We start from the raw sequence: 23318 nt of genomic DNA, 5'->3' as shown, positions 1-23318 counted from the left end.
GAGAGACAAAGCGAGTGCGACTGTGAGCACCAATCGGATCATGGCGGCACGCGCTCCACCGACGCGGCGCCCGCACTGGCGAGGAATGCCGCAGTGTCCTGGTCGTCGAACATCGGATCGTCGCTTCTGACACAGAGGAAGAAGCGATCCTTGCTGGCGAGATGGAAGCGCGGCGCCGCGAAGACGGGATAGTTGAGCCGCGGCAGGCCGTTCTGCCAGAGCATGGCAATCACCATCGCAAGCGCAGAGAACAGGATCGTCAGCTCGAACGTGACCACGGCGAAAGCCGACAGCGCGTAGATCGGCCGGCCGCCGACATTCAGCGGATAGTCGTAGCTGACGAACATTTGCATGAGAAGCGCCGCGCCGCCTCCTACAAGGGCCCCGGTCAGGCCGACCAGGGAGATCCGTGGGCGCGGAATCCTGAGGATGGACGCCAGGCTCCTGACGGGAAACGGCGTGAACGCGTCGAGCTCGCGATAGCCCGCCGCACGCGCCTGCTTTGCCGCCGTCAATAGCGCCTCCGGGCTGTCGAACTCTCCGAGCATTCCATAGGCATGCTCAGTCATGATGCCCTTCCTCCTTTTCCTCGTGGAGGAGCTCCTTGGTCTCGAAAATCGAGATCATCGGAACCAGGCGCACCGCGATCAGGAACGGCACCAGGAATAGGCCGATCGTGCCGAGATAGGTTGACCAGTCCCAGAAGGTCGGCGTGAACTTGCTCCACGAGGACACCAGGAAGTCGCGATAAAGGCTGGTGACCAGGATCATGTCCCGCTCCAGCCACATCCCGACCGCAACCGAGATCGAGATCAGCAGCATCGCCCAGCCGGAGCGCCGTACGCCCCTCCACCACAGCGCCTGCAGGGGCACAAAGTTGAAGAGCACGGCGCCCCAATAGGTCCAAGCATAGACGCCCGCGACGCGGTCCAGCAACGTCCGCATCTCATGCGCTTCGCCGGAATACAGCGCGTCGAGCGCCTCGAAAACATAACCGTAGGCCGTCATTAGCCCGGTCGCGAGCAACACCTTGCCGAGCACGTCGAGATGCTCATTGGTGACCAGGTTTCGGAGCCCGAACCAGGAGCGCAGCGCGACCGCGATGATGGCGACCACGGCAAAGCCGGAGAATGCCGCACCGAGCACGAAATAGGGCGGAAAGATCGTCGAATGCCATCCCGGGATCTGCCCAGCCGCAAACAGTAGCGATACCTCGCTGTGCACGGACACGACCAGCGGCACGGCCAGCGCCGCGGTCAGCCGATAGGCTTGCGACCAGCGCAGCCAGTGCACCGCGGAGCCGCGCCAGCCGAGCGAGGTGATGCCGAAGAAGATCTGCCAGCTGCGCTTGGTCGCGCGGTCCCGCGCGGCCGCAAGGTCCGGGATCAGTCCCGTATACCAGAACACCAGAGAAACCGTGAGATAGGTCAGCACCGCCCAGATGTCCCACTCCAGCGGGCTGCGAAACTGCGGCCAGACACCCATCGTCGCGGGGTAGGGAAACATCCAATAGACGTACCAGGGCCGGCCGAGGTGCAGGATCGGGTAGATGCCGGCGCAAAGCACTGCGAACAGCGTCATGGTCTCGGCGAAGCGGTTGAGCGAATTCCGCCATTCGCTGCCGGTCAGGAGCAGCAACGCCGAGATCAGCGTGCCGGCATGACCGATGCCGAGCCACCAGACGTAATTGTGGATCGCAAACGCCCAGTTCACGGGAATGTTGATGCCCCAGATTCCGACGCCGCGCGTGAAAAGCTCGCTCACCGAGACCATCAGCAACAACAGCAGAGCGCTTGCAAACGCCATCGCGATCATCCAGCGACGCTGTGCCGGGAAGTGTAGCGGAATGCCGGTGAGCTGGTCGGCGATGCCCCCCATGCTCTGGCGCCTCGGCAGGATATCGGAGTGATCGCTCATCCCTGCCCGCTCCCCGAACCGTCATCCCGCCAGCGCGCCAGGTAGGTGGTGCGGGGCCGCGTCCCGAGCTCCTCGAGCAGGACGTAGTGCCGGCCATCGCGCTTCAGCCGCGCTACCTCCGAGTTTGGATCCTTAATGTCTCCGAACACGATCGCCTTGGTCGGACAGGCCTGCTGGCAGGCGGTCACGACCTCGCCGTCGCGCAGCGGACGGCTCTCCTTGTCGGCTGTGACATGCGCTACCTCGATGCGCTGGACACAATAGGTGCACTTCTCCATCACGCCGCGCGAGCGCACGGTCACGTCCGGGTTGTGCGCAGCCTGCGTCGGGGAATCGGCAGGCGCCCGGTAGTCGAAGAAATTGAAGCGCCGCACCTTGTAGGGGCAATAGCTCGAACAGGTTCGGGTACCGATGCAGCGATTGTAGACCATCTGGTTAAGCCCTTCCGGGCTGTGCGTGGTCGCATGCACCGGGCATCCCATCTCGCATGGTGCATCCTCGCAGTGCATGCATGGTACCGGCTGGAAATAGCTCTTCGGCTCCTCAATGCCGCCGTCGTAATAGCGGGCGATCCGCAGCCAGTGCATCTCGCGCCCGACCTTGACCTGGTCGGCGCCGACCACGGGAACGTTGTTCTCGGCCGTGCAGGCTGCGACACAGGCATTGCAGCCGATGCAGGCATCGAGATCGATCACCATACCCCAGGCGTTCTCTGATGACTCCCATTTCGGATAAAAGCTCGCCTGCTCCGCCGATGTGGGCTGCGCTGCCTCGCCGGGCCTCATCTCGCGAACAAAATCAAAGCCTTCCATGCGGTGATGCAGCTGCGTCACCGCGAGTGTTTCGGTCACATCGATCTTGCGCAGGCTGCCCTTGGCGAGCGACGGCTGATCTGCCGGCCGCACCTGGTAGGCGTCATAGCCAAGGCCATCTCCGACGCGCCCCGCCCGCGTCCGGCCATAGCCGAGATAGAGCGCAACCGTGTTACCGGCCTGGCCCGGCACAATCCAGACCGGACCGGTGACGCTGCGCTTACCAATTCGTACCTCCACATGATCGCCGTTGGCGATCGGGATGCGCTTCGCCAGATCGGGAGCGATCGCGACGACATTGCTCCATGTGACTGTCGTTAGAGGCTTCGGCAGTTCTTGCAGCCAGCCGACATTGGCGAACTGGCCATCCCAAACCGTCGGGTCTGGCCGAAACACGATGTCGACCGCACCGTGCGTCGACGGCGCAGTGACCGCTGCGCTGCCGGGCCTGGCGTCCACAAAGGCCGCAGCGCCCTGAACGAAGCCATCATGGAGCGCCTGCTCCCAGCGCGTCGAAAATGCCTCGCCGAAGGTGGCCTGCCAGGTCTCGCGCACGGCTGTATCGGATGCGGGATCGATCTCGCCGAGCAGCATCGCGACGATCTGATGGATGGTTCTCACATCGTAGAATGGCGCGATCACGGGCTGAAGGATGGTTGTCGTTCCGTCGACCGCGCGGGCATCGCTCCAGCTCTCCAGCGCGTGCGCGAGCGAGAGCTGCCACTCGCAGAGCGCGCCGGTTTCGTCCCGCTGCAGGCCGAGATGAAGCGACGTCCTCACGCGCTGCAACGCTTCCGCTGTCTTGAGTTCGCCGGGGGAGTTGTACGCCGCATTGCAGTCGATCACGATCACAGAATGAACTTGTCCGGCGTTGATGTTGGAGACCAGTTCTGCAAGCGTCCCCGCGCCCGCCGGGCCGGCGACCGGGTCCGTGAACTTCAGCGTCTGCCCGGCATTGCCAAGAGCATCATTGATCTTCGCGCTCCAGATCGCCGCTGCCTCGCCCCCGACCGGGCCGGCGACAACCAACGACCTGCCGCGCGCTTTGCTGCAGGCGTCAGCTGCACGCCTGATCCAGTCACGCTCACGCTCCGTAAGTTCCCCCGCAGCCCGCCCAGAAACGCCCAGCGCATTTGCCAGCGCTTCCGCCAGAACAGGCATGCGCGAGGCGTCGGCGATCAACCTGTTGCCCGCCACCGCGCCGGTGGCCGACGGCACGCTCTCCGCCATGAACAGACGATTGCCGGGACGATCGGCAAACCGGCGCCGGGAGGTAACCCAGCCACGCGCATTGCGTACCTGATTGAGGCCTGGGCCCAGAATGTCATCGTCGAGGCTGACAATGACGTCGCATTGCTCGAGTGCGTAGTGCAGGTCCACCGGTTTTCCATACGCGGCGGTCGCGAATGGCCGCTGGGACGAGTCGGCTGTCGGGGCATGGAGATGAACCCGTGCTTTGGGAAACTGCTTCAACAACGCATCGAGCTGCCGCAGCAGCGTTGGCGACGTGATCGGGCCGACCAGTAGCCGCAATCCCTTTCCTCCGTCACTGGCCCATCCCTCGCGGAGGACGCCGATTGCCGCAACCACGTCCTTCCAACTCACGGGTTCGCCGCGGCGTGTCGGTGCCTGAGCGCGGTCGGGGTCATAGAGGCCAAGCACAGCGCTTTGCATGAAGACATCGCTACGCCCGCCGGTGACGGGATGCTCGGGATTGCCGTCCAGCTTGGTCGGACGCCCCGAATAGGTCGTCGCGAGCACCGGCTGCGCATACCCGTCAAAGACCGTCGCGGTGGCATAGGTACGTGGAATTCCGATCGTTGCATCGTCCGGTTGATCGACGTAGGGCAATGCGGCCACGAACGGGCTCTTCTCGCAACCGGTAAGACCAGCGAGCGCGAAGGATGCCCCCATCAGCTTGAGAAACTCGCGCCTGGCGGTTGGCGAAAACTGTTGCGCAGCGGGATATTCCGCATTTACAAAGGCCTGGAACGCGGGATCGTCAGACAGCTCCTCCATACCCGACCATTGGCGTCGCCCGCCTTCCGGCGGCGCGACTGGATTGCGTTGCTGTCGAGCGTCGCGCTTCATCGGTGACACACGGTGCAGTGGGTGAGTTCGCCAAAGCGGATCTTTTCGTGCGCGGCGATCGCCTCGCCTTTGGCGCGCGCATCGGCCGGCGGCATCCACGCCATATCGGTGACGTGTTCGGGCGGCCGCAGCCTCGGTGCCGGATCGCGATGACAATCCAGGCAAAACTCCATGGTGAACGGTTTGGCGCGATAAGTCAGAGCCATCCGGTCGATGCGGCCGTGACAGCTTTCGCAGCCGACGCCTTTGGCGATGTGGATGTCATGGCGGAAATAGACGTAGTCCGGCAGCTTTGCGACGCGCGTCCACTCGATCGGCGTGTGGTGAGCGAGGCTTTGCCTGACCGGTTCCAGCATCGCGGCGTTGGTCCAGATCTGGGAGTGGCAGGTCATGCAAGTTTCCGTCGGTGGCAGGCCGGCCTGGGGGCCTTGTTCGACATTGCTGTGGCAGTAGCGACAATCGATCCCGAGCTCGCCCGCGTGGTGACGATGGCTGAAGGGCACCGGCTGCTGCGGCCGGACGTCGGTCGAGGTCATGTAGGCGGACCGCGCGAAGCCGATGATGCCAACCGTGCCACCGGCCATCAGCGAAAGACTTCCGACGAGGAACAACCGCATCCACGTATCGGCGACGGGTGAAAAGAGCTGAGCCATCCGAGCCGACCAGCTGGCGGATACCTGATCGACAATCTCGCCTCGGTCGATTGGTTCCTAGCCGAGGAACGCCCAGACCGGCTCCGCATTGACCATGGGCGCGCAAGGACCCGAAACATGGCTCAGACGGGCGGCTTCGACTTCGAACGGTCGGATATCGCGACCAATGCGATCGCCTGGATCGCCGCCGGTCTCGGTACCTTCGTGCTGGTAATTCCAGTTGTGATGCCGCTGATCTTTCCGCAATCGTTGCGCTACGCCAGCCCCGCCGCGCGACCGGCGCTGAGCTCCAGCGCTCCGCCGCTCGAAGTCGCGCCGTCCGACGAACTCGAGCGCGCGCGCCGCGACGATGTCGAGATCACGGGCACCTATGGTTGGGTCGACCGCAACCGCGGGATCGTGCGCGTGCCGGTCAAGCGCGCTACCGAAATGCTGCTGCGAAAGGGTCTGCCGGAATGGCCTGCCCCGTGAATTACGATCGCTCCGCCAGGCCGTCGGCGGTGACCTGAGCATGTGGCGCCAGTGGATTCCGTTCTGGCACCCCGGCGTGTCCCCGGAAGGCGGCGACATCGATTTGCTGTTCACCGGCCTTCTGATCGCCAGCGCACTCGTGCTGGGTCTGCTATTCTTCCTGATCGCGCTGTTCTGCGTCCGCTATCGCGCCGGCAACAAGATCGACCGAGAGAACCACGAAGCCAAGAGCTGGCACTGGGAAGTCAGTTGGACGACGGCCTCCCTGCTCTGCTTTCTCGCCCTCTTCGTCTGGGGAGCGAGCGTCTACCTCGAAATCTACCGCAGACCGCCCGACGAGCTGACGACTTTCGTGGTCGCCAAGCAGTGGATGTGGAAGGTCCAGCATCCCGGCGGGCAATCCGAGATCAATGCATTGCATATGCCGGTCGGCCGTCCGATCCGGCTTGTGATGGCCTCGCAGGACGTCATTCACAGCTTCTTCATTCCTGCGCTCCGGCTGAAGCATGACGTGGTGCCCGGGCGCTATCAGGACCTCGAACTCACTGCGCAGAAGGCTGGGCATTATCATTTGTTCTGCGCCGAATATTGCGGCACAGCGCATTCCGGGATGACCGGTGAGATCGTGGTGATGGAGCAAGCCGATTTCGCCAGCTGGCTCGCGCAGCAGGCCCCCGCAAGTCCGCTTGCGGATGAAGGCGGAGCGCTGTTTCGTCAGCTCGGATGCAGCGGCTGCCACAGCGCGGGCAGCAAGATTCATGCGCCACAACTGGAAGGGGTTTACGGACGTCCGGTGCCGCTGTCCGACGGCAGCACCGTGATTGCCGACGACAAATACATCCGCGACTCCATCCTGCTGCCGCGCAGCAAGATCGCCGCAGGTTACGAGCCGCTGATGCCATCCTTCGAGGGTAAGGTCACCGAGGATCAGCTGCTGCGTCTGGTTCTCTACATCAAATCGCTGGGTCGACAGCCATGACGGAACCCGATTACCTCAACACCAACTACACGCTTCGCTCGTGGTTCTTCACCACCGACCATAAGCGGATCGCGATCCTTTATTTCGCAAGCCTCACGCTGTTCTTCTTCATTGGCGGTACGGCGGCGACCGCGATACGGATCGAACTCGCCACGCCACAGGCCGATCTCGTCAGCGACGACATCTATAACCGCCTGTTCACCATGCATGGCATCATCATGGTGTGGTTCTTCCTGATCCCTTCGATCCCCAACACGCTCGGCAACTTCATCGTACCGCTGATGATCGGCGCGCGCGATCTCGCCTTCCCGCGACTCAACCTGCTGAGCTGGTACATCTTCATGCTTGGCGGCAGTGTGACGCTGTTTGCGCTTCTGGCCGGCGGCATTGACACGGGCTGGACCTTCTACACCCCGTTCTCGACGCTCTATTCCAACAGCTACGTCATGGTCGCCGCCGCCAGCGTCTTCGTCGCCGGCTTCTCGTCAATCCTGACCGGCCTGAACTTCATCGTCACCATTCACCGGCTGCGCGCGCCGGGATTGACGTGGTACCGGCTGCCGCTGTTTATCTGGTCAGTCTACGCGACGTCGGTGATTCTCGTGCTTGCCACTCCGGTTTTGGCAATCACGTTGGTGCTGATCGCAGTCGAACGCTTCTTCGGCGTTGGCTTCTTCGACCCACGGATCGGCGGCGATCCTCTGCTTTTTCAGCACCTATTCTGGTTCTACTCACACCCGGCGGTCTACATCATGATCCTGCCCGGCATGGGCGTGATCAACGAACTGATCTCATGTTTCTCGCGTAAGCCGGTATTCGGCTACAAGTTCGTGGCCTGGGCAAGCCTTGCGATCGCCGCGCTCGGCTTCCTGGTCTGGGGCCACCACATGTTCGTGACTGGGCAATCCTTGCTCGCGAGCCTCGTGTTCTCTTTCATGAGTTTCGTCGTGGCGGTCCCCTCCGCGATCAAGGTGTTCAATTGGACCGCCACCCTGCATAAGGGATCATTGCGGTTCGACGCGCCGATGCTGTACGCGTTGGCCTTCATCGGACTGTTCACGATCGGCGGGCTCACCGGCCTGTTCCTCGCCTGCCTTGCCTTCGACGTCCACGCCACCGACACCTACTTCGTGGTCGCGCATTTCCACTACATCATGGTTGGCGGCATGGTGACTGCCTATTTCGGCGGACTGCATTACTGGTGGCCGAAGATCACGGGCCGGCTCTACTCAGAGTACTGGGCGCGGGCCGCGGCGATCCTGATCTTCCTGGGCTTCAATCTGACATTCTTCCCGCAATTCGTGCTCGGCGCGGAGGGCATGCCGCGGCGCTATCACGTCTATCCGCCCGAATTCCAGGTATGGAACGTGCTCTCGTCGGGCGGCGCCACCATCCTGGCCGCCGCCTACCTGCTGCCGCTATTCTATCTCGGCTATTCCGTGTTCTTCGGCGCTCGTGCGCCTGCCAATCCCTGGAATGCGCCGGGGCTCGAATGGCAGACATCGTCGCCGCCGCCCGAGCATAATTTCGACGTCCAACCCGTCGTGACGCGCGCGCCCTATCAATATTCGCGCAAATTCGAGGCGGAGCCGCAGAATGCCTGACAGCCCCGCCGTCGCTCCGCAGTTCGCCTCGGTCAGCCATCGCGATGAGACCGCCGAGCTCGGCATGTGGATCTTCATCGCCACCGAAATGCTGCTGTTCGGCGGTCTGCTGCTCGCCTACTTCGTCTACCGCCACGCCTATCCGCAGGGCTTTGCGACCGGGAGCCGCCACACCGAGATCGTGATCGGAACGGCGAACACCGCGATCCTGCTCACCTCCAGCTTCCTGGTCGCCTGGGCTGTCGAGATATTCTCGGCGGAGATGCGAAGGTTGACCGCCTGGCTGCTCGCCGGCGCGATCTGCCTCGGGCTAGCCTTCATCGTGCTGAAGGGCATCGAGTATCACGGAGAATACGAGGAGCACCTTGTGCCGGGCATCGATTTCCACTTCACGGGCGACCTCGCCAACGGCGTCCAGCTGTTCTTCATCTTCTACTTCATCGCGACCGCGATCCACGCCCTCCACATGATCATCGGCATCGGCCTGCTGGCGGTGCTGGCGCTGCTCTGCCGTAACGCCCCTTCGACACGGCACCGCGCGGCGCTGCACAGCGTGGCGCTGTACTGGCATTTCGTCGATATCGTCTGGATATTCCTGTTCGCGCTGATCTACTTGCCGGGAAGGTCGACCTCATGACGCAACGGCCCCCTTCGCTTCCGCTGATCGCCGCGTGGCTTGGCCTGCTGGGCCTACTCACACTGACCGTAACGATGGCCTATGTGCCGCTCGGGGCCGTGAACGCCCTGGTTGCCATCGGGATCGGCATCACCAAGGCGGCATTGGTTGCCGCAATCTTTATGGAACTGCGGCACCGGGATGCGCTGATCCTGCTGTTTGCTGGCGCCGGCCTCTTCTGGCTTGGCATCCTGCTCTGGCTCGGCCTGATGGATTTCCTGACCCGGACGTGAGGTTAGTTCGTTCTGGCGTGGAGCGCTGCACGTTCCGCCTTGACCTGCTCCTCGCTGACGGCGGGGCCCTTGCCCCAATGGTTGCGAACATAGGTCGCAACCGCAGCAACCTGTGCGTCGTTGAGTTGCCAGCCAAATGCCGGCATCGCCGGCCCTGTCGGCTCCCGATCGGTCGCCACGCTCTGCGCCCCCTGCAGGATAACCCGCAACACCGTCGTCGGGTCGCCGGTATCGACTGTGGCTGCGTGCGAGAGATCGGGTATCAGGTTCGGGACGCCGGCGCCGTCGGATTTGTGGCACGCAGAACAGAGGTCCTGATAGATCGCGCCACCGGCAGAGAGCACCTTTTGATCGGCCGAGCTGTCCGCGGCAGGCTTTGGCCCGCTGACATCCTTGAGATACGTCGCCATTGCCTTGACGTCCGCGTCACTCAGCTTCGACGTCGAGAGATCCACGACCTCTCCCATCAATCCTGCGGCGGCCGCAAAGCGATTATGACCGGTCTTGAGATATTGCGCGACATCGTCTGTCGACCATGATGCGAGCGGTCCCTCCCCGCTGGTGATGTCGGGCGCGACCCAGCCCTGCAACGTATAACCCTGCAAGGGAGCGGATTCCTCGTCGCCACCAAGCAGCGTCTTGGGCGTATGGCAGGCGCCGCAATGCCCCGGCCCCCGCACGAGGTACGCGCCCCGATTCCATTCGTCCGATTTCGAGGAATCGGCATGAAACTCGCCCGGCGTGAAGTACAGCTTGTCCCACGCGGCCATCATCAGCCTGATGTTCAGCGGGAACGGCAGCATGTTGCTGGTAACGGCATTGTGCGCCGGCGCGACCGTCGAGAGATAGGCCCGTATATCCTTGACGTCCTGGCGCGACATACGAGTGAAGTACGGGTACGGCATCGCCGGATATAGCCGCTTGCCGTCCCGGCGTATGCCGTGACGCACGGCCGCGTCGAATTCCTCGTCGCTCCAGGCGCCGATCCCGGTGTCGCGGTCGGGCGTGATGTTCGGCGCGACCAGCACGCCGAACGGCGTTTCGATCGGCCGCCCGCCGGCAAAGCGCTGTCCGCTGCCCGGCACGGTGTGGCAGCTTCCGCAATCAGCAGCGTTTGTGAGGTAGCGGCCGCGTTCGATGGCAGCAAAGTCCTGCAGTCCTGCGCTGACGGCCGCCCCGCCGCTGGCAACGAGCGCGGCAACCATCAGCGCGAGCTGCGGCCCTCTAACCATTGATCAACTGTCCCGGATTCTTGAGGTACTTCCCACGGATCGCGTCCGCGGCCCAGTAGGCCAACGCGGCGACCGTACCGGTCGGATTGTAGCCGGCGTTCTGCGGGAAGGCGCTCGCACCCAGCACGAACAGATTCGGCACATCCCAACTCTGCAAATGGCGGTTCAGCGCGCTTGTCGCCGGATCGGCGCCCATGATCGCGCCGCCACACAGATGCGTCGTCTGGTACTTCGTGATGTCATACGGCGCGTTGCGGTACTCCTTGTGCACCTGCCGCGCCCCCATCGCCTGGAAGATCTCGGCGAATTTGTCGGTCAAGAACTTGTTTTGCTTGATCTCATTGTCATGGAAATCCATCGTGATGCGGGCTAGCGGGCGGCCGAACCGGTCCTTGTAGGTCGGATCGAGATCGACATAGACGTCGCGGTAGCTGTACATGCTGCCGTGCACGCCGGTGCCGGGCTTTAAGGCACTCTGATAGTTCTCCTTGACCGCCTTCTTCCACTGCGCGCCCCAAAGCGGCGTTCCCGGCGGCACCGGCGTCGTCTCGATCGGCCGGCCATTGGTCTGCACCTGCCCCATATAGCCGCCGCCGACAAAGCCATGCGGCCCGTGATCGAAATTGTCGCCATTGAATTCGTCGATGCACGTCCCGATCGCTCCCGAGGCGATGAAGGGATTGAAGACGAATTTTGCCGGGTCGAAGAAGCTGACGACGTCTGAGATCGTCTGATGGGTGAAGTTGCGGCCGATCACGCCGGTATTGGCCTGCGGATCGTAGGGTTTGCCAATCCCGGACAGCAGCAGCAGCTGCACATTGAAGATCGTATAGGCGGACAGCACCACGAGATCGGCGGGTTGCTCCCATTCGTTGCCGTCGGTATCGACAAAGGTGACGCCGGTGGCGCGCTTGCCGGTGCTGTCGAGGTCGATCCGCACCACCTCGCTGTTGTCCCGCGCCGAAAAGTTCGGCTTGCGGATCAGCGCAGGAAGGATCGTGGTCTGCGGCGAGGCCTTGGAATAGTTGCCGCAGCCGAACCATTCGCAAAAGCCGCAATAGGTGCAGGGCCCGAGGCGAACGCCGAGTGGATTCTGATAGGCACGCGACATGTTTCCCGACGGCTGCGGGAACGGCTTGTAGCCGAGGTCCCGCGCAGCCTTGGCAAACAGCGTCGGACTGAATGGCTGGTCCTGCGGCGGATTTGGATAGGGCCTCGAGCGCGGCCCCTCGAAGGGATTGCCGCCCTCGATAATCTTACCCTTGACGTTGCCGGCCTGACCCGACGTGCCGCACAGATATTCGAACCGGTCGTAATGCGGCTCGAGCTCGTCATAGGTGATGCCCCAATCCTGGATCGTCATATCTTCGGGCAGGAAATTGGCGCCGTAGCGTTCGGTCAGATGTTTGCGAAGCATGAAATCGGAAGGCAGAAACCGCCAGGTCTCCGCATTCCAGTGCACACCACCGCCCCCGACCCCATTGGGCGGCATGAACGCGCCCCAGCTGCGGATCGGCAGCGCCGTCTGGCTCATCTTGTTGCGGAAGGTGAAGGTGGTTTGGTCAGGACGGAGGAAAAGCTCATGACGGATCCGGTAGCGCAGCTCGTCCGCGGCGTAACCGGGCGGAAAATCGGTCGCGGTGTTGCGCCACGGGCCGCGCTCGATCGCGACCACATCGAGCCCGGCCGCGGCGAGCTCATAGGCCATGATCGAACCGGTCCAGCCCAGACCGATGATCACGACATCCTTTTTTGACAACTTGCGGGCCATCGGTCGGCGCTCACGATTTAGCAGGGGTCCAGTCGGCGCGGCCGGCGATGCTGACAGGCGGATAGGGATAGCGCTCGTTGTGCCGCTTCACCCAGTCGCGGTAGTCGTAGCGAATGCCGGGGAAGCCGATCATCTTCCAGCCGACCATGTCGCGGTTGCCGCCATGGATCGGATCGGAAAAGAAGCCTTCCGGAACGTCCTTCAACAGTGCGCTGAAAAACCCCCGTCCATCGACGCTGTCGAGTTTGGCCTCGCCCGCCTCGACCTTCTTGAGGACTGCGTCCTGCTCGTCGGCGCTCAGCTCGGCAAACGGCTTGCCGCCATGGCTTGAGCGGCAGAATGCGTCGAGCCCGGCTAGTCCCTTACGGTAGAGCTCGGCATGCGAAAGCTGCGATTGCGGCCCCTGCTCCTTGGTGCCTTTAATGTATGGTCCGAACGCGTACAGACCCTCATTGGTGCCATAGCCCCCCTTGAGCTGTCGATCTATGAACACGGCGCAACCGGCATCCTTGCCGCCCGGCGTTTCGGGATCAGGCGGGATGATCCGGTCTACGATCGCCTCCATCGTACGCGCTTCGTCGGCGGTGAAGAATTGCCAGGGTCCCAGGCGCTTAATCTCCGGCGCCGAGTTCGGGTGCGTCGCCCACGGCATGTGATCGTGGATCAGAGCCGCTCGGCTCAGCGAGGTCGTGCTCACCAAGGAGGCTGCAAGCGAAAGCAGGAATGATCGACGCCGCATGGAAAAGCCTATTGCGCCACCTCCCGGCAACGTGACCAACGTTCACTAGTTCCTATGGCGCGTCCGTTACGCGACGACGCTTTCGGACTATGCGGATCCAAGTTCCGGACGCCGATCGCATCCAGCGACGACCCCAGCCGGCGGCACGCAGGAGGCGAGCGCGGGCACGAGCTCGATCAGCTCCGGATCGAGCCGCTCACCGGTCACGCATTCCCATTTCTCGTAATAAGCCTGTCAAATCTCTCGCGTGTCATGCTTCGAGCGCGGCGGAATAAAGCGGGCGCTCAACGCTATCGAGCGGAGCGTCCCCATGGGCGACAGCGTGATGCTATCGTTTGGGGCACCAGGGGCATGCCGCGCCAGCTCAACGATGCGCGGCAGCACGCGGTCCATCCACGGCGTTGTCCAGGGCGCCCCCGGCTCGAACAGCCCCTGCATGTCGATGCAGAGATGCACCGCATGGGGACCAGGTGGGCTGAGAAACGGTCCCATCGCTTCGACCTACTTGTACCGGCATCATCCGCCGCACATCGGCTCACGATCCGGCTCGGGCGCGGGTAAGCCAAAAGGGCTCGCCGAGGCCTGAGATGGGGGAAGTTACCACTTCTGGCGGCCGTACCAGTGGTTCACTTTTTTGGCGGCTTGATCCCTGGCTTAGCCTTAACGCTGCTGCAGGCGGCCTTCGAGTTGATCTTGCTGGCCTGCGATCACATCGAGGTCGTCGTCAGTGAGCTTGGCCCACTGCTCCTGACCTTGCCCTTCATCTGCTTCCAGTTTCCTTCACGATTCCAATCCATCGCCGTTCTCCCTTGAACGATGAGACCGTCAACGGACGCGCCGCCGCGACGTTCCTTGAGAGCCTTGCGGCAAAGCTAAGCAACGGTCCCCTGCGCACCATCGCAGATAGGAACGAGGATGTAGAGTGCCTATTGTGGGTACAGACCAACCCACGGTTACGGAGCAGACCCATGCCGGAGAAAGACCTCAGCGCCCTCTTCCTCGATACCCTCAAGGACATCTACTACGCAGAAAAGCAAATCCTCAAGGCGCTGCCGCGTATGGCCAAGGCCGCCGAGTCCGACGATCTGCGAGCCGCCTTCGAAAAGCACCATGACGAAACCGAAGGACAAATCGAGCGGCTCGAGCAGATCTTCGATCTGATGGGCAAGCCGGCGCGCGGCAAGAAGTGCGATGCCATCGAGGGAATAATCGACGAAGGCAAGGAGATCATGGAGGAGTATGCCGACACGCCGGCGCTCGACGCGGGCTTGCTTTCAGCGGCTCAGGCGGTCGAGCACTACGAGATCGCCCGCTACGGCACCTTGAAGGCGTGGGCCAACCGCCTCAGCATGAAGGATGCGGTCAAGCTCATCGACCAGACCCTGGCCGAGGAAAAGAAGACGGATGAAGCGCTCACCAAGCTCGCGGTCAGCGCCATCAACGCCGAAGCAGCCTGAGGAGATACGCGATGAAGCGAAGCATTCTAGCGATTGCAATCGGCTGTGCGCTGGCCTCGCCGGCGCTGGCGCAATCGGTCGGTGAGAAGAGCGGCGTCAATTCCGTGCTTGGCGTCGCGCCAAAGACGGAAGATTTCATCAAGGAAGCCGCAACCAGCGACATGCTGGAGATCGAGGCGCCCAAGATTGCGCAGCAGAAAGGCAATGCCGCCGAAAAGAAATTCGCCGATCAGATGGTCACCGACCATACCAAGACCACGTCAGAGCTGAAGCAATTGGTCAGCGGTGAAATGAAGTCAGCGTTGCCGAACGGCCTCGACGACAGTTCCCAGAAGAAGCTCGGCCGGCTGCGCGACGCCAAGGCGGGCGATTTCGCCAGCGAGTACGATCCGATGCAGGTCAGTGCCCACAAGGACGCGGTCTCGCTGTTCGAGCGCTACGCCAAGGGCGGCGACGATCCGAAGCTGAAGGATTGGGCTGGTAAAACCTTGCCGGCGCTGCAGCACCATCTCACCTTGGCGCAGGACCTGGACAAGAACCGCAAGTAGCCATCGACCGCCGGCAGCCGCCGATCCTGCTGCCGGCAATGCCTGGAACGAACGGCTCGATCATGGATTGCCTCGCTATTCCGGCTTTTTAAGGCAATTGGAATGGCGCAGCTCGCAGCCATGCGCACCCATCGGGTGGAACTTCGGAATACTGCGGCGCTCGCCGCGGTGGGGATGCTGCTTGCCACGGCCTTCGGCCTCAGCACCCTGATCACGCCACTGTACTTGATCTATCAGAAGGCCTTTGGCTTCTCGCAGGTCACCCTGACGCTGATTTATGCGGCCTATGCGATCGGCAATGTCGCCGCATTGCTGCTGATCGGCCGCGCCTCCGACCGGGCTGGCCGCCGGGCGACGGCATTATCGGCGATTATGGTTTTGATCGTCGCTGTTTTGGTCTTCCTATTTGCCCGCGGCGTTACCTGGCTCTATATCGGCCGCACCCTCAGCGGTCTCGGCATCGGGCTTGCCAGTGGCACCGGCAATGCCTGGCTCGCCGAACTGGTCGGCGAAGCCGACAATGGGCGCGCCGCGATCATCGGCACCAGCACCAACTTCCTTGGCCTCGGTGTCGCGGCCCTGCTGTCAGGGCTGCTGGCGCAATACGCCCCCTGGCCGCTGCAGCTGTCGTTCGTGGTCTATCTCGTCGTCGCATGCGCAGTTGCCGCGCTGATCTGGTTTGCCCGGGAAACCGTCCAGCATCCTGATGGCGGGCAGATCGAGATCCGCCCGAAACTGGCGTTGCCACGAAAGCTCCAGGCCCAATTCGTGGCCCCTGCCATCACCGGCTTCGGCCTGATGGCGCTGGTTGGCTTCTATGCCTCATTGATGCCGTCGATCCTGTCGCACGACCTTCACATCGAAAACCGCGCCGCCAGCGGGGCGCTTCTGTTCGAACTCGCCATGGTCGTCGCGCTGGTCATCGTGGCCACGCAGACGCTTGCCAGCCGAACCTCGATGCTTTGGTCGCTGGCGCTGATGATTCCCGCGGCCGCGGCAATCGTCGTCGCGCAGGTTTCGGCATCTCTTTGGGTCATGCTGGTGGCGACGATTGTCGTCGCCGTGTCCACCGGGCTCGGCTATCGCGGCAGCCTCCAGGTGGTCAATGAGATCGCACCTGCGGATCAGCGGGCCGCGGTGGTATCGACCTATTTCGTCTGCGGCTTCATCGGCAATGCGCTGCCGGTGATTGGCGTCGGCGTGCTGTCGGGCCTCACCAATACGATGGTCGCCGACATCGCGTTTGCCTGCACGATTGCAGCGTTCGCTGCAGTCGCGCTGACCTTTGGCCTGCTCTACCGGCGCTGACAAGGAGCCCGCCCCGTTAGGAACGGCTGGCCGAACGGGCCGTTCAATCGGAACGTCAGTCCGCAAGGTGAGCGCCCATGTCCCAGACCGTCAGCGATTTCATCGTTCATCGCCTCCATGATTGGGGCGTGCGGCACATTTTCGGCTATCCCGGCGACGGCATCAACGGCGTGTTCGGTGCACTCAATCGCGCAGGCGGCCGTATCGAGTTCATCCAGGCGCGCCACGAGGAGATGGCCGCGTTCATGGCGTCGGCCTACGCAAAGTTCTCCGGACGTCTCGGGGTTTGCATTGCGACCTCCGGGCCGGGAGCTACCCATCTCACGACCGGCCTCTACGACGCACTGCTGGATCACCAACCGGTGCTCGCGCTTGTCGGTCAGCAGGCGCGCAACGCGCTGGGCGGTCAGTATCAGCAGGAGCTCGACTTGGTCTCGATGTTCAAGGATGTCGCCAGCGCCTATGTTGCGCAGGCCTCCTCGGCTGCCCAGGTTCGCCATCTGATCGACCGCGCGGTGCGTATCGCGCTGGCAAAGCGCACGGTCACGGCGATCATCCTGCCGAACGATGTTCAGGAGGAGGCCTACGAAGACCCACCCCGCGCCCATGGCACGCTGCGCTCCGGAATTGGCTACACTCCGCCTCGTGTCGTGCCGCATGAGGCCGAACTCGATCACGCCGCGGATATCCTCAACGCCGGAAACAAGGTCGCCATGCTGGTCGGCGCCGGCGCGCTCGGCGCGACCGACGACGTCATTGCCGTCGCGGACCGGCTCTGCGCGGGTTGCGCAAAGGCACTGCTTGGCAAGGCTGTGTTGCCAGACGATCTCCCTTGGGTCACAGGCTCGATCGGGCTGCTCGGCACCGAGCCGAGCTATGACCTCATGATGAAATGTGACACGCTGTTGATGGTGGGTTCCGCGTTCCCCTACGCCGAATTCCTGCCCAAGGAAGGCAGCGCCCGTGGCGTTCAGATCGATATCGACGCCAGCATGCTGTCGATCCGCTTTCCGATGGAGGTGGGTCTGGTCGGCGATGCAGCCGAGACGCTGCGCGCCCTGTTGCCTAGGCTGAGGCAGAAGCCCGCGGACGGCTGGCGCAAATCGATCGAGGACAATGTTCGTGAATGGTGGACGACGCTTGAGGATCGCGCCCGGCAACCCGCCAAGCCTGTCAATCCGCAGCGCGTCACGTGGGAGTTGTCCCCCCGGATTCCCGACCGCGCCATCATCACCAGCGACTCTGGCTCCTGTGCCAACTGGTTCGCGCGGGACCTCAAGATGCGGCGCGGCATCGACGCCTCGCTCTCCGGCGGCCTCGCATCGATGGGAGCCGCTGTACCTTACGCGATCGCAGCCAAATATGCGGAGCCCGACCGCCCGGTGATTGCACTGGTCGGCGACGGCGCGATGCAGATGAACAACATGGCCGAGCTGATCACGGTCGCAAAATACTGGCGGGAGTGGAAGGACCATCGCTGGATTGCCTGCGTGTTCAATAACGAGGACCTCAACCAGGTTACGTGGGAGCAACGCATCATCAACGCAGATCCGAAGTTCGAGGCATCGCAGCGTATCCCTGATGTTTCCTATTCGCGCTTTGCGGAGATGATCGGGCTGCGCGGGATCTATGTCGATCGGCCTGACCTTGTCGGACCGGCTTGGGAACAAGCCCTGGCGAGTGACATCCCCGTCATACTGGAGGTGAAGACCGATCCGGAGGTGCCTCCGCTCCCGCCACACATCACGCTGGAGCAGGCCAAGAACTTCTCCATTGCCCTTGCCAAGGGTGATCCGAACGAGGTCGGCGTGATCCGCGGCGCGGCAAGGCAGGTGCTGGAAACGATACTTCCCGGCAAGAAATGAAGCAGCCCACGCCTCTTGGCCGCGGCCGCCGATCGCAGACCTGAAGCTTCGCGAGTTGCTCGTCGCGTCCGGCGTCGGCGCCCCCGGCGCATGCGGCCGGGAAGCTCAAAGTGCCATTAGTGATGGCACGCGTCCTGATTGGTACATCCGGCTGGCACTATCCGTCGTGGCGCGGCCCATTCTTTCCCGAAGGATTGCCGCTTAAGCGGCAACTCGACTACTACGCGAGCCAGTTCCGCACCACCGAGCTGAACGGGGTCTTCTATCGCGCGCCGACGGACCGTTACCTGTGAACCCGATGTCGACGTGATCGACGCGCTGCAAAATTTATCAAGCTGCGGCACTACAGCGGCCGGTTCCAGGAACCAGCGACGTCACGAATAACAATGCAGAGTGTAATTTGAGATTTCGTGGCGACCGCCACCGCTGATGACCTATCCGACCTTCTCTTAGGCGCGCCGATCGGAAGCGCCGGGTTGCGGCTGTTCGGCGTCCCAAGGGCCGCATGGCAACGTGTTGGCCGGACACGAGGCAAGTCTGGCCCCCTCTCGCTCTTCGGGGACGTGGCGATAGATACTTTCTTGATCGAGCTGTCAGTCATATGTCTCCAATCGCTTGCGCGCGGCGGCAAATGCCTGCGAGCCCATCAGAGCCGGCCCGAGGCGGTCACGCGCCATACCTTGTTGCCGACATCGTCGGCGATCAGCAGCGCGCCGGACTTGTCGATCGTCAATCCCACCGGCCTGCCGCGGGACTTTTTATCGTCGCTCAGAAAGCCGGTCACGACGTCCTGCGCGGGTCCGTTCGGGTGGCCGTCGGCAAACGGCACATAGACAACCTTGTAGCCGTTAAGCTGCGGCCGGTTCCAGCTGCCATGCTCGCCGATGAAGGCGCCACCGCGGTAGGGCGACGGCAACTTGTCGTCGGTGTAGAAAGCGAGCCCCAGCGGCGCGACGTGCGAGCTCAACGCATAGTCCGGGACGGTGGCTTTCGCGACCAGGTCCGGTCGTGGCGGCTGCACGCGTGGGTCAACGTTTTTGCCGAAATAGCTGTAGGGCCAGCCGTAGAAGCCGCCATCCTTTACCGACGTCAGGTAGTCAGGCACGAGGTTCGGGCCAATCTCGTCACGCTCGTTGACGACAGTCCATAGCGCATGGCTTTGCGGCTCGAAAGTCAAGCCGTTCGGATTGCGCAGCCCGCTGGCAAAGATCCGCGAGCGGCCGGTGACGCGGTCGACCTCGAGGATCGCGGCCCGGTTCTTCTCCGCCTCTATGCCATTCTCGGTGATGTTGCTGTTGGAGCCGACACCGACATAAAGCAACGCGCCGTCAGGGCTCGCCACCAGGCTCTTGGTCCAGTGATGGTCGATCGGCCCCCCTGGAAGCTGGGTCAGGGTCTGTCCCGGCCCGGTGATCTTGGTGTCGCCCTCATGATAGGGGTATCGGACGATCGCATCGGTGTTAGCGACGTAGAGGTCGTTGCCGACCAGTGCGACGCCGAACGGCGAATGAAGGTGGTCGAGGAAGACACTTTGCGTCTCCGGCTTGCCGTCGCCGTCTGCATCGCGCAGCAGCGTGATGCGATTGCTTTCGCCGGTATCGCCGCCGGAGGTCGCCCACGACTCCACCCATTTCATGATGAAGTCCTTTGGCCGCTTGATCGGCTCCGTTCCCGGCGCCTTGGATTCGACGACCAGGATGTCGCCGTTGGGAAGCACATAAAGCGAGCGCGGGTGCTGCAGGCCGGTAGCGAGCGCATTGATCTGCAGGGTGTCCGGCACCTTGGGTTTCTCGCCCTGCTTCCATCCGACCACGGAAGCGACGTGCATGGGCGGCATCAGATACTGCTCGAGCGCCGGCAAATCGGGACGCGCGCCGATCTGGGTCTTGGGGTCGGGCGCCGTCTCCTTGCTGCAGCCAGCAACGCACAGCGCAGCCATCAGTGCCACCGCGAGTTTCCCAGGGCTTGTGTGTGTCAGATCGATCCGCATCAGCCAGCCACTCCGACCCGATATCGATAGACCATCGCCCAACCGAGCCAGCCCATGCACAGCATGACGAGCACAGTCAGCATCGACAACACCAGCCCGGTAGGCACCACCGAGGTCCAGGCGTCACGACTGTGGACGAAGGCGTTGAACAGAGCGAGAAGCATCACAATCACGTTGCCGATCATATGAAACCATGCATATGGCAGGTCGCGGATCAGGCGATTGCTGAAGAAATCGATTAGCCCGGCGATCGCGGCGAACCCACCCATGATTAACCCCGCGAACAACAGCCAGGCGGAAAAATTGGCCCACTGCATCTCGGCCGTCTGCCAGTAGGCCACATCAGTCACCAGAGCGCCGACGAAACACGCGATCGGAAACGGCACCAGCATCGGATGAATGGGGTGCGTTCCTATCCTGGCCGTCGAGGCGGGATTGGCCGAATGCGTGGCGACTGTCGCGACTTCGTGCATTTGCGAACCTCCGAAAGAACTTCAACGGCGCGTTCGGAGCGTCGTTCCTAAGCGGATCGGGCTCGGCCCCAGCATAATTTCGATGCGTGCTGCATCAACTAAGAGGCGTGAGAATCTTGGCGACGACGTTGCGTGGACCACCTACGCCACGGTTCACCACACAACGGAATGCCGAAAAGCCGGCCCCCGCCAATAGGATCAAAAGCTAGCGCCACGGGTTGAATCGGTTGAGCCTGAGAAGGAGGTTCAGCCATGGTCAACATCCGAGAGCGGAGGAGCGCGCCGGCAGGCGCAGAAAGAGAAGCCCGCAGGGTATCCCGAGAGGCAGAAGCGAAGGACGCTTTGAGCGATTACGCAAAGGCGCAAAAAGCATTTCATGAAAACAGAGAAAGGCTAAAGGCGGAGCGCTTGGCCCGCGAGGCAAAGAGCGGCGGCCAACACTTCGGCAAGGCGAAACAGGATCATTGATCGAGAGTAACCGCGAACAATGTATAAGGATGCGATCATGGACGAGCTGAGACAGATCGAGCTCGATGTGGTCGAAGGAGAAAGGCGGCTCGCCGAGCTTGAGGCTCTTTTGGTCGAATTGAAGCGGCTGAATGAAGACACTACCAAGGCTCAAGCCGAGCTTGAGGCGATGCGTAGATATCAGCTCGACCGAGAGCAGCACCGCCAACGCCTGCTTTCGCTTCTGCATCCATAGTGCACAAAGGTGTTGCCTTTGACCCCACGAGAACGCCGCGACCTGCCCTGGATTATTGCGGCGGCCGTTTTAGCCTTCGTCCTAGCGATCGTGGCGGGAGGATTGACGTACTTGCATTAGCCCCCGGTGCGACTCGTGGCGGATAAGCTAATGCTCCGGCCGGCGAAACTTTGAAAAGCGGTATGCACTTTTCGAGGCCCCTTGCTAGAAAGCAGCGGGCCAGAAGCTGCGCTAATCCAAGCCGCCCAGCCCTCGCCTTTGCTGTTCGCGGCCTAAGCAACTCGTTAACAGGAAGGTGCCATTATGCGGCCTTTGAGCGGAGGAATACTGAAATGCCCAAGGGCATGGTCAAGCTGTTTAAGGAAGACAAAGGCTTTGGATTCATAAAGCCGGATACCGGTGGGGAAGACATCTTCTTCCACGTCACGTCCCTTCTGCCCGGAGTAACACCCAGGCCAGGTGATCGTGTGACTTTCGAACTCGGGGTTGATCGGAGAACGGGACGCAGCCGAGCTGACAAGGTTATGATGGGCTAAGACACGCGCTCCAACGCGACCACTCTGACTCGATCTACGCAAAAAATCGGAAGCCTCTATAATAACTTGCCGTGTACATTTCACGACTCGGGCATGGCGCACTCTTCTCCCATGAGTACGCATGGGCTTCGAGATCGATGACCGGGAACGGCGACAGGAAGTCGCGTCATCCTCGACGTGCCCACCTTCAAATCATTGATCGCTAACACGTGTAGAGTGATGGTCCGAGCGCGCGCGGCGCGCCTTCGTAACGGCGCATGCGTGCTCCTTGAGCTCGGCCCGGTGAGGCTGGCTGCCGCAACCCCCCAAGCAAGCGGTGCCTACAATTAGGTCTTTGGCTTCTGTTTCGCTGCCTCGCGAGCCATCCGCTCCGCCTTCAGGCGCTCGCGATTTGCATGGAATGCCTGCTGAGCGCGTTCATACTCGGACACTACTTTGGCGGCCGCGTCTCTAAAGACCTTTCGAGCTTCCAGTTCGGCCGCGATCGGCATCCGCCGCTCCGATAGGCGATTACTCATTGCTCCCTCCTCCGGGCGCAAACGGTCCTTGCGCTATTGTGCGCAATAGGACCGCCAACCTATTGGGTAGGTTTTCCTCCGGTTTGGGGCTTTTGGGGTTCGCCGGAGGCAAGGATTCGACGCGCGACCCACCCATTGGTTCCAATCCACCCGGTCGGCCCTACAAGGGCGTCTCTCTCGATCGAGCCAACTTCCCTGGCCTACCTGCTGTGAGGGCTTAATCGAAGGATCGGCCGCTCACAACGATCCCGATTGACCTGGCGAGGTGCCGATATCGAGTAGCTGCGACACGGCGGCAACCAATTGCGTCGGCGCAAAAGGCTTTTCGATCAGGACGCTGCCGTCAACACCCTGCGATCTCCAGTCAGGCGCGATGGCCTGGTCATGTAGACCACAGGAAAGTTCGGAGTGATTTCTCTGATCTGCCGCGCCAGCTCCCATCCGCTGATTCCACCACCGAGATTGATATCCGTCAGCAGCGCCCGACACCGCTCGCGGCCATCGCGAAAGGTGGACAGGGCCGCCTCCCCCGAATGGACCGAGCAGGACTCGAATCCGCTATCCGACAAGGCGTCCTCGGTGAAGCTGCGGATTAAAGCTTCATTCTCCACGACGAGAACACGAACGGCATTGCCCACTTTCAAATCTCCTCGGCGACGGAGGCGGCCATCTCGCGCGATGGTGCGAGGCGTTAGGCTGCCTGCCGCGAGCCTTCCCGGCCGGAAGGGCGCGACTCCGCCCT

Annotated in this window: 23 protein-coding genes and 2 pseudogenes; 13 read left to right on the top strand and 12 right to left on the bottom strand. The window is 62.4% G+C overall.

Annotated features, from left to right (window positions below; all coding sequences use genetic code 11):
* Positions 1 to 38: 38 nt before the first annotated feature.
* Genes E2I15_RS01655 through E2I15_RS01640 form a run of 4 tightly spaced genes read right to left on the bottom strand, consistent with a single transcriptional unit; the run spans position 39 to position 5473 of the window.
* A complete protein-coding gene (locus E2I15_RS01655) occupies positions 39 to 569 on the bottom strand; it encodes a DUF3341 domain-containing protein (protein WP_137482908.1) in 531 nt (176 codons plus the stop codon).
* Entirely contained in the window at positions 562 to 1917 is a 1356-nt protein-coding gene (gene nrfD, locus E2I15_RS01650; protein WP_137482909.1) for an NrfD/PsrC family molybdoenzyme membrane anchor subunit, read from the bottom strand. The genes E2I15_RS01655 and nrfD overlap by 8 nt, the downstream gene beginning before the upstream one ends.
* The gene (locus E2I15_RS01645) at positions 1914 to 4820 is read right to left on the bottom strand and encodes a TAT-variant-translocated molybdopterin oxidoreductase (protein ID WP_137482985.1); all 2907 of its coding nucleotides are present in this window, start codon (positions 4818 to 4820) and stop codon (positions 1914 to 1916) included. Before E2I15_RS01645 ends, nrfD begins: the two co-directional genes overlap by 4 nt.
* Positions 4817 to 5473 carry a cytochrome c3 family protein gene (locus E2I15_RS01640; RefSeq protein WP_137482910.1) on the bottom strand — a complete coding sequence of 219 codons (657 nt, stop codon included), beginning with the start codon at positions 5471 to 5473 and terminating at the stop codon, positions 4817 to 4819. The genes E2I15_RS01645 and E2I15_RS01640 overlap by 4 nt, the downstream gene beginning before the upstream one ends.
* A 117-nt stretch (positions 5474 to 5590) precedes the next feature.
* On the opposite strand from E2I15_RS01640, the gene E2I15_RS01635 reads away from it, so the two are divergent.
* Genes E2I15_RS01635 through E2I15_RS01615 form a run of 5 tightly spaced genes read left to right on the top strand, consistent with a single transcriptional unit; the run spans position 5591 to position 9436 of the window.
* Entirely contained in the window at positions 5591 to 5944 is a 354-nt protein-coding gene (locus tag E2I15_RS01635; protein WP_137482911.1) for a hypothetical protein, read from the top strand.
* A gap of 40 nt (positions 5945 to 5984) precedes the next feature.
* A complete protein-coding gene (gene coxB, locus E2I15_RS01630; RefSeq protein WP_137482912.1) occupies positions 5985 to 6923 on the top strand; it encodes a cytochrome c oxidase subunit II in 939 nt (312 codons plus the stop codon).
* The gene (ctaD, locus tag E2I15_RS01625; protein ID WP_137482913.1) at positions 6920 to 8527 is read left to right on the top strand and encodes a cytochrome c oxidase subunit I; all 1608 of its coding nucleotides are present in this window, start codon (positions 6920 to 6922) and stop codon (positions 8525 to 8527) included. Before coxB ends, ctaD begins: the two co-directional genes overlap by 4 nt.
* Positions 8520 to 9164, top strand: coding sequence for a cytochrome c oxidase subunit 3 (locus E2I15_RS01620; RefSeq protein ID WP_137482914.1), 645 nt, complete (start codon positions 8520 to 8522; stop codon positions 9162 to 9164). Before ctaD ends, E2I15_RS01620 begins: the two co-directional genes overlap by 8 nt.
* The gene (locus E2I15_RS01615; protein ID WP_137482915.1) at positions 9161 to 9436 is read left to right on the top strand and encodes a cytochrome C oxidase subunit IV family protein; all 276 of its coding nucleotides are present in this window, start codon (positions 9161 to 9163) and stop codon (positions 9434 to 9436) included. Before E2I15_RS01620 ends, E2I15_RS01615 begins: the two co-directional genes overlap by 4 nt.
* A gap of 2 nt (positions 9437 to 9438) precedes the next feature.
* Here E2I15_RS01615 and E2I15_RS01610 read toward each other — a convergent pair whose 3' ends face one another.
* The 4 genes and pseudogenes from E2I15_RS01610 to E2I15_RS01595 all read right to left on the bottom strand — a co-directional run bounded on the left by E2I15_RS01610 (position 9439) and on the right by E2I15_RS01595 (position 13975).
* Positions 9439 to 10668, bottom strand: a complete 1230-nt coding sequence (locus E2I15_RS01610) for a c-type cytochrome (protein WP_137482916.1) — start codon at positions 10666 to 10668, stop codon at positions 9439 to 9441.
* Positions 10661 to 12439, bottom strand: coding sequence for a GMC family oxidoreductase (locus E2I15_RS01605; protein WP_137482917.1), 1779 nt, complete (start codon positions 12437 to 12439; stop codon positions 10661 to 10663). Before E2I15_RS01605 ends, E2I15_RS01610 begins: the two co-directional genes overlap by 8 nt.
* 10 nt (positions 12440 to 12449) lie before the next feature.
* Complete coding sequence (locus tag E2I15_RS01600) at positions 12450 to 13136, bottom strand: gluconate 2-dehydrogenase subunit 3 family protein (protein ID WP_246668357.1); 687 nt, start codon at positions 13134 to 13136, stop codon at positions 12450 to 12452.
* 696 nt (positions 13137 to 13832) lie between these two features.
* Positions 13833 to 13975 (bottom strand): annotated as a pseudogene (locus E2I15_RS01595) (CsbD family protein).
* A 171-nt stretch (positions 13976 to 14146) separates the two neighbouring features.
* On the opposite strand from E2I15_RS01595, the gene E2I15_RS01590 reads away from it, so the two are divergent.
* From E2I15_RS01590 to E2I15_RS01570, 5 genes and pseudogenes are all read left to right on the top strand, one after another.
* On the top strand, positions 14147 to 14635 hold the full coding sequence (locus tag E2I15_RS01590) for a YciE/YciF ferroxidase family protein (protein WP_137482919.1): 489 nt from the start codon (positions 14147 to 14149) through the stop codon (positions 14633 to 14635).
* Between the two features lie 11 nt (positions 14636 to 14646).
* Complete coding sequence (locus tag E2I15_RS01585) at positions 14647 to 15183, top strand: DUF4142 domain-containing protein (RefSeq protein ID WP_137482920.1); 537 nt, start codon at positions 14647 to 14649, stop codon at positions 15181 to 15183.
* Positions 15184 to 15285: 102 nt separating this feature from the next.
* Complete coding sequence (locus tag E2I15_RS01580) at positions 15286 to 16491, top strand: MFS transporter (RefSeq protein WP_246668358.1); 1206 nt, start codon at positions 15286 to 15288, stop codon at positions 16489 to 16491.
* A 77-nt stretch (positions 16492 to 16568) separates the two neighbouring features.
* Complete coding sequence (locus E2I15_RS01575; RefSeq protein ID WP_137482921.1) at positions 16569 to 18356, top strand: thiamine pyrophosphate-requiring protein; 1788 nt, start codon at positions 16569 to 16571, stop codon at positions 18354 to 18356.
* A gap of 122 nt (positions 18357 to 18478) precedes the next feature.
* Positions 18479 to 18634, top strand: a pseudogene (locus E2I15_RS01570) (DUF72 domain-containing protein); the annotation flags it as partial.
* A 368-nt stretch (positions 18635 to 19002) separates the two neighbouring features.
* On the opposite strand, the gene E2I15_RS01565 reads toward E2I15_RS01570, so the two are convergent.
* Together E2I15_RS01565 and E2I15_RS01560 are read right to left on the bottom strand one after the other, a co-directional pair.
* Complete coding sequence (locus tag E2I15_RS01565) at positions 19003 to 20295, bottom strand: PQQ-dependent sugar dehydrogenase (protein WP_246668369.1); 1293 nt, start codon at positions 20293 to 20295, stop codon at positions 19003 to 19005.
* A gap of 50 nt (positions 20296 to 20345) precedes the next feature.
* Positions 20346 to 20819: a DUF2231 domain-containing protein gene (locus E2I15_RS01560; RefSeq protein ID WP_246668359.1), complete on the bottom strand. Its 474-nt coding sequence runs from the start codon at positions 20817 to 20819 to the stop codon at positions 20346 to 20348.
* Between the two features lie 252 nt (positions 20820 to 21071).
* Here E2I15_RS01560 and E2I15_RS01555 point away from each other — a divergent pair, with 252 nt between their 5' ends.
* The 3 genes from E2I15_RS01555 (at position 21072) to E2I15_RS01545 (ending at position 22058) form a co-directional block, all read left to right on the top strand.
* Positions 21072 to 21287: a hypothetical protein gene (locus E2I15_RS01555; protein ID WP_137482923.1), complete on the top strand. Its 216-nt coding sequence runs from the start codon at positions 21072 to 21074 to the stop codon at positions 21285 to 21287.
* Between the two features lie 37 nt (positions 21288 to 21324).
* Positions 21325 to 21522 (top strand): hypothetical protein, encoded by a 198-nt coding sequence (locus E2I15_RS01550; protein ID WP_246668360.1) that lies wholly within the window; start codon positions 21325 to 21327, stop codon positions 21520 to 21522.
* A 332-nt stretch (positions 21523 to 21854) separates the two neighbouring features.
* Positions 21855 to 22058: a cold-shock protein gene (locus E2I15_RS01545; protein WP_038383590.1), complete on the top strand. Its 204-nt coding sequence runs from the start codon at positions 21855 to 21857 to the stop codon at positions 22056 to 22058.
* A gap of 326 nt (positions 22059 to 22384) precedes the next feature.
* Here E2I15_RS01545 and E2I15_RS01540 read toward each other — a convergent pair whose 3' ends face one another.
* Both E2I15_RS01540 and E2I15_RS01535 read right to left on the bottom strand, forming a co-directional pair.
* Complete coding sequence (locus E2I15_RS01540) at positions 22385 to 22576, bottom strand: hypothetical protein (protein WP_137482925.1); 192 nt, start codon at positions 22574 to 22576, stop codon at positions 22385 to 22387.
* A gap of 329 nt (positions 22577 to 22905) precedes the next feature.
* On the bottom strand, positions 22906 to 23214 hold the full coding sequence (locus E2I15_RS01535; RefSeq protein ID WP_338134497.1) for a response regulator: 309 nt from the start codon (positions 23212 to 23214) through the stop codon (positions 22906 to 22908).
* Between the last annotated feature and the right edge of the window lie 104 nt (positions 23215 to 23318).

Source organism: Bradyrhizobium sp. BR2003 (assembly GCF_009720285.1).
GTDB classification, from domain to species: domain Bacteria; phylum Pseudomonadota; class Alphaproteobacteria; order Rhizobiales; family Xanthobacteraceae; genus Bradyrhizobium; species Bradyrhizobium elkanii.
The sequence above is the reverse complement of the archived record's forward strand: the minus strand, read 5'-3'. Positions and strand labels throughout refer to the sequence as shown.